Annotated in this window: 8 protein-coding genes; 6 read left to right on the top strand and 2 right to left on the bottom strand. The window is 40.2% G+C overall.

Going from position 1 to position 15,898, the window contains the following annotated elements; all coding sequences use genetic code 11:
• Positions 1-20: 20 nt before the first annotated feature.
• Entirely contained in the window at positions 21-2,717 is a 2,697-nt protein-coding gene (locus tag I6F47_RS15400; protein ID WP_197184146.1) for a TonB-dependent receptor, read from the bottom strand.
• 431 nt (positions 2,718-3,148) lie between these two features.
• On the opposite strand from I6F47_RS15400, the gene I6F47_RS15395 reads away from it, so the two are divergent.
• The 6 genes from I6F47_RS15395 to I6F47_RS15370 all read left to right on the top strand — a co-directional run bounded on the left by I6F47_RS15395 (position 3,149) and on the right by I6F47_RS15370 (position 13,539).
• A complete protein-coding gene (locus tag I6F47_RS15395) occupies positions 3,149-4,123 on the top strand; it encodes an aldose epimerase family protein (protein ID WP_165722223.1) in 975 nt (324 codons plus the stop codon).
• Between the two features lie 187 nt (positions 4,124-4,310).
• Entirely contained in the window at positions 4,311-7,055 is a 2,745-nt protein-coding gene (locus I6F47_RS15390; RefSeq protein WP_197184145.1) for a TonB-dependent receptor, read from the top strand.
• Between the two features lie 196 nt (positions 7,056-7,251).
• Complete coding sequence (locus tag I6F47_RS15385) at positions 7,252-8,778, top strand: tryptophan halogenase family protein (RefSeq protein WP_165722220.1); 1,527 nt, start codon at positions 7,252-7,254, stop codon at positions 8,776-8,778.
• 12 nt (positions 8,779-8,790) lie between these two features.
• Complete coding sequence (locus I6F47_RS15380; protein ID WP_010554817.1) at positions 8,791-9,552, top strand: SapC family protein; 762 nt, start codon at positions 8,791-8,793, stop codon at positions 9,550-9,552.
• Positions 9,553-9,605: 53 nt separating this feature from the next.
• On the top strand, positions 9,606-11,084 hold the full coding sequence (locus I6F47_RS15375; protein WP_007580003.1) for an SLC5 family protein: 1,479 nt from the start codon (positions 9,606-9,608) through the stop codon (positions 11,082-11,084).
• A 322-nt stretch (positions 11,085-11,406) separates the two neighbouring features.
• Positions 11,407-13,539, top strand: a complete 2,133-nt coding sequence (locus tag I6F47_RS15370; RefSeq protein WP_165722218.1) for an alpha-galactosidase — start codon at positions 11,407-11,409, stop codon at positions 13,537-13,539.
• A gap of 221 nt (positions 13,540-13,760) precedes the next feature.
• Here I6F47_RS15370 and recG read toward each other — a convergent pair whose 3' ends face one another.
• Complete coding sequence (recG, locus tag I6F47_RS15365) at positions 13,761-15,842, bottom strand: ATP-dependent DNA helicase RecG (protein ID WP_197184144.1); 2,082 nt, start codon at positions 15,840-15,842, stop codon at positions 13,761-13,763.
• Positions 15,843-15,898 lie beyond the last annotated feature (56 nt).

Below are 15,898 nucleotides of genomic sequence, written 5' to 3'. Positions count from 1 at the left end.
AGCCAGTTTAGAGGTGAGAGCTAAAATTTATACGACATACCTAACGCAAAATTACGGCCACTTTGTGAGTAGGATTGAGTTCTGTGATCAAGGAATTGTCGAATTGCTTCATCCGTTAAATTTGTTGCTTCAAACGTTATTTTTACTTGCTCTGTAATATTCATGAACGATTTAAAATCAACAAACGTTGTTTCATCGTATCCGGCAACAATGTTTTGCTCTGAGCCTTCCCCTGTAATATATTCATCACGATAAGAGCTCGATACACGCATGCCCCAACGGGGTGTTTCATAATAAAGGGTAAAGTTGTGAGACAATTCAGATAAGCCAGGAGGGGTAACGCTGATGCGTTCACCTTCGTTAAATAAAATAGTTTCGCCATCTGCAATAGTTACATTACCGAGCATTCCTAAGTAATTAAATGGCTCTGGTAAAAAATCAAAGTCCATTTGAAACGCAATTTCTAAACCAGTAACATCTGTAGAATCACCATTAATAGGTTGTGAAACGGTAAACTCAGATTGCGCATTTACGCGCGGGTCAAAATCTAAAAACTCAAGAGGGTAACCCGTTTGCTCATAAGGTAGAGTCACTGATTGCTGGACAATAAATGACTCCATATCTTTATGAAACACTGCAATAGCTAAGCTTGACGAATCACCATAAAACTCAAATGATGTTTCGAATGAATCAGCAACAAAGCGCTCTAAGTTAGGGTTACCAGCACTAATAAATTGATCTGCAACGCCCACTTGCCCAGCCGCTTTTAATTGATTTAAATTGGGTCGAGAAATATTGCGATTTGCACCAAAGCGGATTAACCAATTATCAGAAATATCAGCAACAACATTTAAGCTTGGTAGTAAATCGGAATAGGTTTTACTAAATTCAATTTGCTCAAAACCAGCTCCAGTATTAACTTCCCCGCTCGATGTTTGTTCAGTTTCGTACCAACGTAAACCTAAGTTACCTCTAATTGGGAAGTTACTTACTTCGGTGTTCCACAAATACTGTGCATAAACCCCAATAGTATCTTCTTCAATTTGATATACCGTACCAGGGCGATTATGAGAGGCGTCTAATTCGCGAGAAATTAAACCTGTTGCAACAACACGCTCAAAAGTAGCTTGGTTATCTGCAATAACATAGTCATGTAATATCGGAATGTTTGTTATTTGAAAAACAGCTTCAGGTGAATTTGGGTTGTTTTCCCAATCAACACGGTCTCTGCGTTCAAAACCATCTGATTGATAGTTTTTAGACTGAAGACCAAACTTAAATGAATGCACATCATTAAGTTCGTAATTAAAATCAACTTGATACGTGTTGTATTCATTGCTTATTTCATCTTCGCGGACATCAGTTCGCATTAATGCCCACTGGTCAACGTCGGTAATATCGAAGTCGTAGGTATTTTGACCATATTTAGCATTGCGCCAATCAACAGAAAACGCATGATCGACAGATTCACTAAAAACTTTATCGTTTATAGGCTGCTCAAAAGTAGATTTTGATAAACCAAACATGGTTGTCATGTATAGTTTATCGGTTAGTTCAAAATTACCACTGAGTGATATTTGGTGAAAATCAGTTTCGCCAAAACTTACTTTTGACTCGGTACGTAAATCAAGACCTTCAAATGAGGCGTATACTAAATCGTCACCTTCAATGGCTGCATCAACGAGTAATTGATTTGCCGTCACATCGCCAGTAAATGCATTTGTGCCCGCTGTTGATAATTGATTTTCAATGCGATCGTTAGATAGCTTTCCGTACAAAATATCCAAATCAAAAGACATTGCATCAGAAGGTTGCCACTGAAATGCAGCGGTAATACCGGTACGTTTTCGTGTATTAGCCCAAGATGCAATGTTATTAGCGCGAGATACAAACACACGGTCATTACCCGTGGCATTGACCAAACGGTTTTTGATATCGGCATCAACTGAATCTGCAACATTATCATCACCAAAGCTCGCTTGTTTCCAAGACCACACATGATAGCCTTCTTCAATTGTATCTACTTCAGAATAAGCAACCGATACGAGCGCACCAAAATTTCCCCAAGTATTTGATAGCAAACCAGCAAAGCGAGGGTCTGAATGCTCTGTTCTATCATTATAAATACCTTTTACACTTACAGCACCTTGTAGTCCTTCTTCAGAATTATCAAAAGGTTTTGCAGTATGTAAATCAACAGTACCGGCAATACCCCCTTCATCTAATGACGCATCATACGATTTATACACATCTACGCGATTAAATAGTTCTGAGGCAAAAATACTGAAATCAAAATCTCGAGAGCGAGATGCACCACCACGTTGGTCAATACCTGAATCGCTTGTAAAAAGTGCTTCCATGCCATTTAAGCGTGTGCGTGTAAAATTAGGACCCAAGCCACGTAGCGATATTTGACGACCCTCACCTGAGTCGCGTGAAATAGATACACCTGGTACACGCTGTAATGACTCAGCTAAGTTGGCATCAGGGAATTCGCCAATGTCTTCAGCTAATATGCTGTCTTGCGAGCCAATGGCATTTTTTTTGAGTTCTTTACTACGGGCTAGGTTAGAGCGGTAGCCTGTTACCGTGATCGCTTCCATTTCCTGCTGAACTTTATCACTTTGAGCTGCATGTATAGGGCTGCTTGCTAATATGAATGTGCCAGATACAGCGCTAACTAATATGCTCAGTTTATTAAGTTTAAATGGGATCATAATTCCTTTCTTCTCTCAGTTAATGTTTATAAATACTAAAAACAAAGTGCACACGCAGCGATTAAGCTGGATTAAATGGTGCAGACATCAACTAAACAAAGTAAGGCTGAAAATTTTCCAAATAAAAGAGTGGTTTAATAAAACTTTAACATATTTCGATTGGTTGGGTTTTCTTAAGTATATGATTGTATTTATCTTTTTATTTATTTTGACGTGTTAGTTAATTAGGTGTGATTTTTAGAGGGTTAAAAACAATAAGTATTTAATTTACTCGCCTTATGTAAATAATAATGGCAGCTGTAAATTTTTGTCGAGAAATTTTAACGTATTTAGATTGAGTTACAGGCTTCAATTATATACTATTTATATTATATATTGTTGCGCCGTTATAACAGGAAATGTTAATTCGGTAATTTGATTGGAGAATGCGTGTGACATCTATTGCCAATAACCAACCTTTACAAGTTATTCAGCTCAGTGATAGTCAAAATTTAACAGCTGAAATTTTGCCATTTGGCGCAATAATAAAAAGCATTAAATTTAAAAAACAAGAAATGACGCTTAGCGTCGATGATCCTCAATATTATTTTGAAAACCCATTTTATCTTGGCGCTACAGTAGGTCGATACGCTAACCGCATTGCAAAGGGGCGTTTTAACTTATCTGGTACGAAGTATCAACTAGAAGCAAATAACGGCCCTAATAGCCTGCACGGCGGCGTTAAAGGCTTTAATAAAGTACTTTGGCAAGTAACCAAACAAACTGAAAGTGAAGTTGAGCTTTATTATTGCTCGCCCGACGGCGAACAAGGTTTCCCTGGGCAGTTGCAGGTTTGGCAAACTATTAGCGCTAAAAACGGCGAGCTTACTCTGCACTTTAAAGCGCTAACCAATAAAGAAACGCTCGTTAACTTTACTAACCATTGCTACTTTAATCTTGATGGCAGCGAATCAATCTATGATCATTGTGTTCAAATTAATGCCAGTCACTACCTTCCTATCGATAAAACCAGTATCCCGCTTAATGAAGCGGCACTAGTTACAGGTACTTGCTTTGATTTTACCAAACCAACTCAAGTTGGTGAGGCATTAAGTGCCGTTCATTCACAGTTAGAAGCTGGAAATGGCTTTGATCACTGCTATATTTTTAATGATGACAGCAGTTTAAAGACGATGGCTACATTAACTTCGCCACACACGAAGGTTAATTTAACCCTTAAGAGCACTCAGCCAGGTATGCAGTTATACACTGCTAACTTTGTAGGTGCGCCTTTTAAAGCACGCCAAGCTTTGTGTTTTGAAGCGCAAAATTGGCCTGATGCGCCAAATCGTGAAAACTTCCCCAAAGCAAATTTATTGCCGGGAGAGGGTTACGAACAGGTTATTATTTACGCATTTTCTGAGTGAATACAGCATCCTAATGTTAATTTAAAGAAAATAAAAAGAAAAAATACAGTAATTAAATGCTATCTATAGTTTAGGAAAAGGTTGCACTTTTTACTGTTTTAAAGTATTTATAATATAAATAGTATTTGAAACTATATGCACTACCACAACGACACAACGACTACACACAATCAGGAGTTTTTAAAAAATGATAATCAACAAGAAGTTATCGTTCAACAAAAAAACCGCGCTTAGTATTGCTATCACAGGCATATTGGCAAGCGGCAGCTTTGCAGCTCAAGGCGCTGAAGGTGACACACCTAAAGTAAATGAAGATGTTGAAGTTATCGCAGTAACGGGTATACGCAGCAGCTTACGTTCATCAATGTTAGATAAAAAAGCCTCTAATGTTGTTACTGACGGGATTAAAGCAGAGGATCTTGGTAAATTTCCTGATTTAAACGTAGCAGAATCTCTGCAACGTATTACAGGTGTAGCCATCGATCGCAGTGGCGGTGAAGGACAAGCAGTTACAATTCGTGGTTTTGGTCCACAGTTTAATACGGTTCTTGTAAACGGTCGTCAAATTGCGACAGACAGTGCAGGTCGTGAATTTAATTTTGATGTATTAGCGGCGGATCAAATCACCGGTGCTGATATTTATAAGAGTAATACAGCAACTCTTCAAGAAGGCGGCATTGGTGGTACGGTTAACGTAACTACAGCACGCCCTTTTGATTTTGGTGGTTTACATATTTTAGGTTCAGTTAAAGGTATGTACGAAAGCCTTTCTGAAGAAGTATCTCCATCAACATCATTCTTAATAAGTAATACGTTTAACGATGACAAGCTAGGTGTGCTTTTTGCCATCACTAATCAACAACGTAAACTTCAAAATAACCAAATTTTAACGGCAGGTTGGCGCGGTGGCCAAACAATTTCTAACCCAACGGATGGTGTATTGTTTGAAAATGCTTACATTCCACGTAACTGGGACCAAGTAGTTGATGAGCAAGACCGCGAGCGTACAAATGCAAGTTTAGTACTTCAATACGCACCGTCTGACGATGTTACGATTACTGTTGATGGTATGATTTCAAAATTCGAAGTTGACTCAACAGTACGCGATTTAGCATCTTGGTTTGAACCAGACCGCGTAGGCAGTGCAACGATTGATCCAGAAACAGGCACTCTTTTAACTTTCTCTCAAGAAGTTGGTTTAGGCGCGCCAAGTGGCGACCCTGCAAGTGACTTTGTATCGCATACACGTAATTCACGTGATGTAACTAATAAAGCATTTGGTATTAACGTTGATTGGCAAGTAAACGAGTCATTAAAAGCTAAATTTGATGTATCTCGCTCAACAGCCGAAAACGACCGTGCTGGTAGAGATCGTTTTAACGTTGTAGGTGTTATCAATAGCTATACTTTTGACGGTACAGGCAGCATTCCTACTGTACAGCATGACGGTTTTGAAAATGGTTCGTTGCCAGATCCAAGCCTAGCGCGACTTCATTACAACGAAATTGGTAATCAATTTACAGATGAAGATGAAATTACTGAAGTAAAAGCCGATTTTGAATATGTGCCAGATAAAGGCCCAGTTGAGCGTATTAACTTTGGTGCTTATCGCCAAGAGCGTGAAAAATCAAGCTTTCAAATCTTTGGTAGTCAATGTCAGTTCTGTGGTTATGGTACACAAGCACCACTTGATGCAATTGATTTTGAAGCATACCAAGCAAGTAACTACTTCCCAGGCTTAATCGATACATTCTACACCTACGACGGTGATAAAATGCTTGATTACCTAGCCGATCAAGGTTTCCCTGTAGAGCCAACACTACAAAATAACCGTTATACAATTAACGAAGACATCACTAGCTTATACATGGACTTTACGCTTGGTTTTGACCTAGCTGATATGCCAGTAACTGTTAATATGGGCGCACGTTACTCAGAAACTGATATTGAAGTTGCTGCAATACAAAGCTTTATTAGCGATGTAATACCAACATCTGACGCAACATTGTTTCAGAATGTTTTTGGGCCTGCAACGAACATCGAGCAAGGCACTAGCTACTCAAACTTGTTACCATCTTTCAATGTTAAGTTAGAGCTACAAGACAACATGATTTTACGCTTTGCGGCGTATGACAGTATTACTCGTCCAACGATGTCTCAGCTATCTCCTGCGACAAACTTTAACGAGCCACGTCGTCAAAACTTAACGGCAAGTGGTGGTAATCCAGCACTTAAGCCATTCCAATCAGAAAACTGGGATATTTCTTACGAGTGGTACTACAACGATGCTAACTTATTTAGCTTTGCAGTATTTAGTAAAGAAGTAGATGACTTTATTGTTACCCTAACAGGTGCCGAAACATACGAAATGTCTGATCGTTCAGGCCCTGATTTTGCGTGTACTACATGTACAGATCAAACAGATGACGAACTTATTGGTAGTTCAGAAGTTTACACTGTAAGTCGTCCTCAAAATGGTGAGTCTGCAACTGTAACCGGCTTTGAAGTCGGTGTTACTCACATGTTTGAAAATGGCTTTGGTTTTATTGCTAATGCAACTGTTGTGAATAGCGACATTAGTGTGGGTGACGATACTACACAAACATTTGCACTAGAAGGTCTTGGGGATTCACAAAACTTAATATTTTTCTATGAGCAAGAAAACTGGCAAGCACGTGTTGCATTTAACAACCGTGAAGGCTTTTTACGCTTAGTTGATAACGGCTTTAACGGTGAACCAGTGAACGTAGAAACTTACGGCCAGTGGGATATTAGTGCAAGCTACGATATTAACGAAAACTTCACTATTTTTGCAGAAGGCATCAACATCACTGAAGAAGAGTTGGTGCAAACAGGTCGTTTTGCTAACCAAATCTATTCAGTAGAAGATAATGGCTCACGTTACGCGTTTGGTATTCGCGGATCGTTTTAATTAATGATGGAGGCGTATTTTTTCGCCTCTTAGTTTTCATTACAGCACCGAGGTGCTAATACCAATTAGGTTAATTTAGCAGTAATGTATATTAGTTAACCTAATTGGCTAAAATGAATTCACATTAAATCAAAATGCCCTAACGGGCATTTGCTGTATAAAACGTTATCAAAAAATACTCAAAGAGTAGTCCATTATGAATAAAGTAATAAAAACAGTAGCGGTAGTTGGCGGTGGTACAGCAGGATGGCTGAGCGCTGCAATTATAGCTTCGTATCACCAAGGTCAAAATGGTGACGGCTTAAAAGTGATGTTGGTTGAATCGTCAGACATTCCAACTATTGGCGTAGGTGAAGGTACCTGGCCCACGATGAAAAACACACTTCAGCAAATAGGCTTGCGTGAAGTTGATGTGTTTAAAGCCTGTAATGCTACCTTCAAACAAGGCGGGAAGTTTGTAAATTGGACTCATGGCAATAATGACTTTTACTACCATCCATTTACTGTACCGCTAGGCTACGGCCGTATAGATTTAGCCCCATATTTAGATAATGTTGAAGACTTTGCACAGCAAACTAATTTTCAACATGATATTTGCGAAGCAAGCTTAGCCCCAAGAGGTATAGCGCAAGGTGAATATCAAGGTAATTGTAATTACGCTTATCACTTAGATGCCGGCGCTTTTGCAGAAATGCTTAAACAGCATTGTAAAAGTAAGCTTGGCGTAGAGCATATTATTGGTACTGTTGATCAGGTAAAGCTTGATGACGATGGTGCAATAAATGTGCTTACTCTAAAAGGTCAAACCCGCACTATAAACGCCGACTTATTTATAGACTGTACTGGTTTTTCATCATTGTTATTAGGCCAAGCGCTCAACGTACCGTTTAAAAAAATGGACCACGTGCTATTTAACGACAGCGCACTGGCTATGCAAGTCCCTTACGATGAAAACGAGCAGCTTCTTGCCAGCCATACCATAGCAACAGCGCAAAACGCTGGATGGATTTGGGATATAGGTTTAACGCATCGCCGAGGTGTAGGACATGTATATTCAAGCAAATTTTTATCAGACGATGAAGCAGAGCAAAACCTAAGAAACTATTTAGGCGATGCAGCAAACGGTTTAACTGCCCGTAAAATTAGTTTTGAATCAGGATACCGTGAGAAGTTTTGGCATAAAAACTGTGTTGCTATTGGTATGTCAGCAGGGTTTGTAGAGCCGCTTGAAGCAACCGCTATTATGCTTGTTGAAATTTCAGCACGCTTTGTAGCAGAGCACATGCCAGCAGACACACAAGTAATGCCTATTGTAGCTAAACGCTTTAACGAGCAGATGGATTACCGCTGGCAGCGTATTATCGACTTTTTAAAGCTGCATTACATGCTAACCAAGCGCCCAGAACCTTACTGGCAAGCACATGTACAGCCCGATACTATCCCACAAACCCTGCAAGAAGATTTACTTCTTTGGGGAAGCCGTGGCCCGCTTATTCAAGATTTTCATGGCGCATTAGAGTTATTCCCTGCTGCCAGTTATCAGTATGTTTTGTACGGTATGGGCTTTAAGCCTGACTTTACTAAACAAGCATATTTGTATTCACAACATGTGCAAGCCAAACAAATAATTGAACGTAACAGCCAGCTTACACAGCAGATGTTGCAAACTTTGCCGCCTCACCGTGCTTTTATAGAGCAGTGGTTAGCAGCTAACCCAGTTTAAGGATGTGTAACTATGGCTATTAGTGAACTAGTAAACACCAAACACCAAACATTAAAAATTAACCCCAATGCAGCCGTTGAATACGCAAAAACGCAGCATTTAGTTAATTTAAGAGCAAATGAAATAGCAAAAGCAGCCTGTGACTTACCTATTTTTTTAGCACGTAATACACAAAATGGCAGTTATACAGTATCAGCGTTAACCAGCTTTAGTGCAGGTCAAAGTTTATTGGTTAATAACAACCAATGGCAGGCACTTTACACGCCGGTATGTATGCAAACCCAGCCTCTTTATTTAATGACCCGAGAAGCAAATAGTAGCGATTATTTTATTGCGATTGATGATCAAAGCTCAGCCGTAAACACGCAGCAAGGTGAGGCACTATTTGATGCTAAAGGTAATCCGAGTTTATTTTTAAGTGCACAGCAAAAACTGTTAGAAAGCGACTTAAAAAATGACTATCAAACGTATCAATTTACCCAAGAAGTTGCGCGGTTAGGGCTCATTAAAAATATAGATATTGTATTGCAGTTTGAACAAGGCGAAACCCAAACTATTCAAGGTTTGAGCACCGTTGATGAAGACAAACTGCAAACATTAAATAGCGATACCGTTGCAAACTTACACAAGCAAGGTTACTTGAGCGTGCTTAACAGCATGCTTATTTCACTGTTTCAGTTAAATGCATTGGTAAAGCTGCATAACCAACGTCCCGAACTTATGCCTTTAAAGCAGATTAAGTTAGAACTAAGTCGAGATGCGCACGCGCTGTAGCGTGCACTTTTTTATTACACAGACATTGCGCATAACGCGTAGGAGACACACACATGTCAGATAACATTTTACAGCTGGTGGTTTTTGTTTTTGTCACCGCTTTAATTGGTGGCCTTACTTATTGGAAATGCCGAGGCCAAAATCGCAATAACGGACAAAGCCAAACCAAAGAGTATTTTTTAGCGGGCGGTGGTCTTACTTGGATGTTTGTTGCAGGTTCAATCACATTAACTAATTTAAGTACTGATCAGCTTGTAGGTATGAATGGTAACCAAATGGCTTTACTGGTTTGGTGGGAGCTTGCAGCAATTATAGGTTTGATTATTTTAGCCAAAGTGTTCATTCCTGTTTATTACAAATACAACTGTACTACCACCACAGAGCTTTTAGAAAAGCGCTATAACAACAAACATATTCGCGCTGTGATTGGTGGTTTATTCTTTTTAGGTAATGCACTTATTTATATGCCAGCGGTTATTTATTCTGGCGCGCTATTTATGCAAACCATGTTTAAGGTTGATATTCCGCTAATGTATATTGCCACCGCATTTGCCATTATTGGTGCTGTTTATGCGTTTTTTGGTGGCCTGAGAGCAGTTGCTGTATCGGATACCTACAATGGCATACTTGTACTAGGCATGGCTGTTTTAGTCGTGTTTTTAGCACTTAATGCGATTGATTATGACTTTACGGGTATTCCAGAGGAGCGCTTAACACTCATAGGCGATGCTGATTCACCTATTCCGTGGCCAACACTTTTAACCGGTATGATCTTTATTCAAATGTATTACTGGGGTACTAACCAAACAATCACACAGCGAGCAATGGCAGCACCTAATGTTAAAGAAGCGCAAAAAGGTATATTTGCAGCTGCGGGTATTCGTTTTTTAATCGTCCCTGCAATTGTGGTATTACCGGGTATTATTTCGTTTAAACTTTATGGCGATATTGGCGACGCTGCTTATGGTCGAATTGTGGGTGATGTAATGCCAGCATGGTTAACCGGTGTGTTCGCAGCGGCAATGGCAGCAGCAGTACTCTCTACTTACAACAGCTTATTAAATTCAGCTACAGCACTATATGTGTGTGATATTCACGAAGCGTACTTTAATAAAGAGCCAAGTGTTGTAAAGCTAAGTGGTTACGTAACATTGCTACTAACAAGCTTAACACTGGTACTTGTACCAATTTACCAGCAAGCAGATAGCATTATTAACTTACTACAGCAATTAAATGGCTTGTTAAGTATGCCTATATTCTCTATTTTTGTAGTGGGCTTATTATTTAAAAATGTGGATGCACGTGCAGGTATTGCAGCAGTAATTTTAGGTGTTGTAATGTACGGCATGCTTACATTTGCAAACTCACCACTACATACTGACATTCATTACATTCACTTAATGCCAATTACACTGATTGTATGTGTCGCTTTTGCATTGATAGTAAATAAAGTGGTATTTGGTTTAAATGCGCAGTGGGCAGGTAAAACACCAGCACTTGATGACGCAGGCCAAGCACAAGTACAAAAATAACGTATAAATAGTTTAAGCTGAAAAAATCGGTCATGGGGAAACTCTGGCCGATTTTTTTATATGTATTAAAAGCAACATGAGAACTTCAAAGCTAAGGTTAGTTTAATACTTTTTATTACAGTGATACTTCCAGTGAGTTTATCTGACTATTTGCGATGTAAAGACTATCAAAACCTAATTTATATGATATATACTATTATTATTGAGTGTCACCGTCTGATAGATTGTGGCTCAAGCAAAGAGATACATTTACTACATAGTGTAGCTTACTAATTTTCGTTATATTTATAACTCACACAATGAACAAGAGGATAGGAAAATCATGGCCGACACTAAATCATTTTATCGATTAGACAGTGTAAACAGCACCGTTATTTTCGACTGCCAGAGCAAAACACCGGCGTTACTGTACTTTGGTAAACGCCTATCTGAGCAAACAACAGAAACAATGCTAACTCAGCTTGCTACGCGTCAAGAAGTAAAATGTGCCGTGGTTGAAGAAGCGCCTATTTCTCTATCTCCGTTATTAGGCGAAGGCTTTACTGGTGCGCCAGGGCTTGAGCTAGTAAATGATTCAATCGCATGGTCAGTAGGGCCAGAGCTTCAAGAAGTTCGTCAGCCTTCAAGTGCGACAGTTGAGTTTGTAAGCGTAGATAAGCTTCGTGGTATTGAAGTAGTGCACAGCATTACACTTGATAAAAACACTGATGTACTAAGCGCACATACTGTATTAACTAATTTAGGCGACTTACCGCTAAGCGTTAACTTTTGCGCCGCGCCAACATTTCAATTGCCAGATAGCGTAAGCAAAATAGTGAGCTTTGAAGGTCGTTGGTCAAACGAGTTCCAACGTCAATCGGTTGATTTAGTCTTAGGCAGTTTTGTTCGTGAAAACCGTAAAGGCAAAACATCACACGATGTATTTCCTGGTTTATTAGTGCATAACGAAAATGCAGGCGAGCAGCACGGCGAATGTTACGGCTTTCATTTAGGTTGGAGTGGTAATAATAAACTACGCGCAGAGCTTTTAGCTGAAGGTCGTCGTTACGTGCAAATGGGTGAGCTATTACTACCTGGTGAGCTTACGCTTGCTAAAGGTCAAACGTATCAAAGCCCGAGCATTTATGGCTCGTTTTCGAGTGAAGGTTTTAGTGCGCTTTCTCGTAATTTTCATCGTTTTGTTAAAGCTAATTTACTTAGCCAAGCACAGCGTGAAAAAACGCGTCCTGTGCATTACAACACATGGGAAGGCATTTACTTTGATCACGACGTAGATACGCTTAAGCAGCTAGCGGACAGAGTAGCGCCGTTAGGTATTGAACGTTTTGTACTTGATGATGGTTGGTTTAAAGGCCGCCGTGGCGATAACGCTGGTTTAGGTGATTGGACAGTAGATTACAAAATTTACCCAGATGGTTTATCACCAGTCATAGATCATGTGAATAGCTTAGGTATGGAGTTTGGTATTTGGTTTGAACCAGAAATGGTTAACCCAGATAGTGATTTATACCGCGCGCATCCTGATTGGGTTTTAGGCTCTCAAAACAACGAACAGTTAAGCTTTAGAAATCAGCTAGTACTTGATTTAACGCGCTCTGAGGTTGTTGAGTACCTATACAAAGCAATTGACGATATTTTAGTTGAATACCCAACTATTAAGTACATTAAATGGGATATGAACCGCGATATTAACCATGCGGGTAATTTTGATGGTAAGCCAGCAGTGCACCAGCAAACATTAGCACTTTATCGTTTAATTGACCGTATTAAAGCGGCGCATCCAGGGCTTGAAATAGAAAGCTGTTCGTCAGGTGGTGCACGTGTAGATTACGGCGTACTTGCACACACAGACCGTGTATGGACGTCAGATTCAAACGATGCGCTTGATCGCCTTGAAATACAGCGTGGATGTTCGTTCTTTTTCCCATCGTCGGTTATGGGTGCACACGTAGGCCCACGCGATTGTCATATCACAGGGCGTAATGTAAGTATTGAAATGCGTGCTGCGGTATCAATGTTTGGCCACATGGGAATCGAAATGGACCCACGTGAACTGAACGATCACGAATACAATGCACTTAAAGCGGCAATAGCACTTCATAAAGAGCATCGTGAGTTTATTCATAGCGCCGATTTATACCGCCTAGATAGCGACGATTTATCAATTAACTTTGGTTTAATCGATGAGCAAAAAACAAAAGCGTTATTTGCCTATAACAGCGTTCGCGAAACACCGCGTACAGCGCCTAATAAATTACGTTTTGTTGGCCTAGATGGCGATGCGCAGTACACACTTAATTTAGTGTGGCCGGTAAAATTTGAAGAGTATCGTCCATCTTCTATTGCTGCGGTAAATGGTCAAACATTTACAGGTGAAGCGCTAATGCAGTTTGGTTTACAAATGCCAATATCATTCCCGCAAACATCGCTTATATTTGAGCTTAATAAAGCTTAAATTTAACTAAGAGCAGTAAAAGGCGCTAATCGCTTTTATACTGCTTAGCTTAGCTTAGCTTAGCTTAGCTCAGTTTAGATATCAGTAGTCAGCTCTATATTGTTTAGAGCTGACTTTTTTATAGCCTTTGTAAATGCTAACGAATAAATTTAGCATCTCTAACTTAGTAAGCTAATTTAGTAAATTAACTTACTAAACTCAAAGTATCGAAAATAGAGTGGTTACGCTTGCGCGTAATTTTGCTTGTTACCCAACCAACGTTGAATTAGTGGGTCAACAACCTCTGGGTGTTGCTTAAGCATTTGCTGTGCAATCGGTCTAACTTGGTTGAGGATGTGCTTATCGCGGGTAAGATCGGCAATTTTAAACTCGGCTAACCCTGTTTGTTTTGTACCGAGTACTTCACCAGGGCCACGAATTTCTAAATCGCGCTCAGCTATCACAAAACCATCGTTACTATCGCGTAGTACACCTAATCGCTTTTGAGCAGTATGAGACAGTGGTGCGTGGTATAAAAGCACGCAATGCGATGCAGTAGCGCCACGGCCAACTCGCCCACGTAACTGATGCAGCTGTGCTAAGCCTAAGCGCTCAGGGTTTTCTATAATGATTAAGCTCGCATTAGGGACATCTACACCAACTTCAATAACCGTAGTGGCAACTAAAACATGTATATTGCCTGCTTTAAACTCGCTCATAATGGCTTGTTTTTCAGCTGATTTCATTCGCCCATGTACTAAACCTACGTTTAGCTCTGGTAATGCTTCTTTTAACTGCAGTGCACTGTCTTCGGCGGCTTGGCATTGCAGTACTTCAGATTCATCAATAAGAGTACACACCCAGTAAACTTGGCGGCCTTGCTCGTTACACGCTAATTTAACGCGGGCAATAATATCGTCTCTGCGAGTATCTGGAAGTGCTACTGTTGTGATTGGCGTACGCCCAGGTGGTAACTCGTCAATCACAGAGGTTTCTAAGTCGGCATAGGCTGTCATAGCGAGTGTACGCGGGATAGGTGTTGCGGTCATAACTAGTTGATGAGGGTAACAATCACCAAACTTACCCTTTTCGCGCAGTGATAAACGCTGGTGGACACCAAAGCGGTGTTGTTCATCGATAACGATAAGCACTAAGTTATTAAACTTAACTTCATCTTGAAATAAAGCGTGAGTACCAATAATCATTTGCGCCTCACCAGAGGCTATTTTTTCAAGTGTTGCTACGCGCTCTTTGCCTTTTGTTTTACCGCCAAGCCAAGCAACGGTTATACCTAGTTGATTAAACCACGTTGTAAAATTAACGCCATGTTGCTCTGATAAAATTTCAGTAGGAGCCATTAAAGCTACTTGAAAGCCCTGCGCAATGGCTGTTAGTGCACTAAGTGCTGCTACTAGGGTTTTACCTGAGCCTACATCGCCTTGCACTAAACGCATCATTGGATACGCGTGTTGCATGTCACCTTTAATTTCAGCAACTACGCGGCTTTGCGCATTTGTGGGTGCAAAAGGAAGTTGCTCTAAAAACTGGCTTTCTAATGTGTTTACCGGATTTAATGCCACGGCTTTAACTTGTTGCCCTTGCTCTCGTACTTTTAATAAGCTGAGGTTTTGAGCAAGTAACTCCTCAAATACAAGGCGTTGTTGGGCAGGGTGAGTACCTTGCTCTAATGCAGTTACATCAACATCATTTGGTGGGCGGTGCAGTAATAATAAGGCGTCACTTAGTGGCATATTTGATGGCTGCCACTGTGAAGGCAGTAGTTCTTCTACTGAGTATTTATTTAGTAAATCAATAGCTTGCTCGCTTAAAGCTCTAATCGATAGTTGCTTTAAACCTTCGGTTGTTGAATAAACGGGCGTTAATGTGGCCGCTACCGGCTGCTCGTTAGAGGTATCGCTGATGCTGTATTCAGGATGACTCATTTCAAAGCCAACGCGGCCACGGCGCACTTCACCAAAACAACGTATTATTTTACCTGCACTAAATGCGTTTTTTTGTGCGGCGGTAAAATTAAAAAATCGTAGTGTTAGCCTGCCAGTACCATCATTGATTTGGCAAACAAGCATGCGCCTTTTTCCAAACGTAATTTGGCTTGTTTCAATTGTTGCTTCAACACTTACGTGGCTATGCAGTGACAACTCGCTAATCGCGTATAAGCGAGTGCGATCTTCATAGCGAAGTGGCAAATGAAAAAGCATATCTTGTACAGTTAAAATACCTAGCTTTAACAAACGCTCAGCCATTTTTGGGCCGACCCCTTTGAGCTCTGTAATTGGGTATTGATTTAAGCTAGGTTTAGACAAATTATATCAATCTTATTATTTGTGAATAAGTTAAGTGTACTTACAGAGCTTTAGTC

The sequence above is a fragment of the Pseudoalteromonas sp. NZS37 genome (assembly GCF_015864265.1).
In the GTDB taxonomy this organism is placed as follows: domain Bacteria; phylum Pseudomonadota; class Gammaproteobacteria; order Enterobacterales; family Alteromonadaceae; genus Pseudoalteromonas; species Pseudoalteromonas arctica.
The sequence above is the reverse complement of the archived record's forward strand: the minus strand, read 5'-3'. Positions and strand labels throughout refer to the sequence as shown.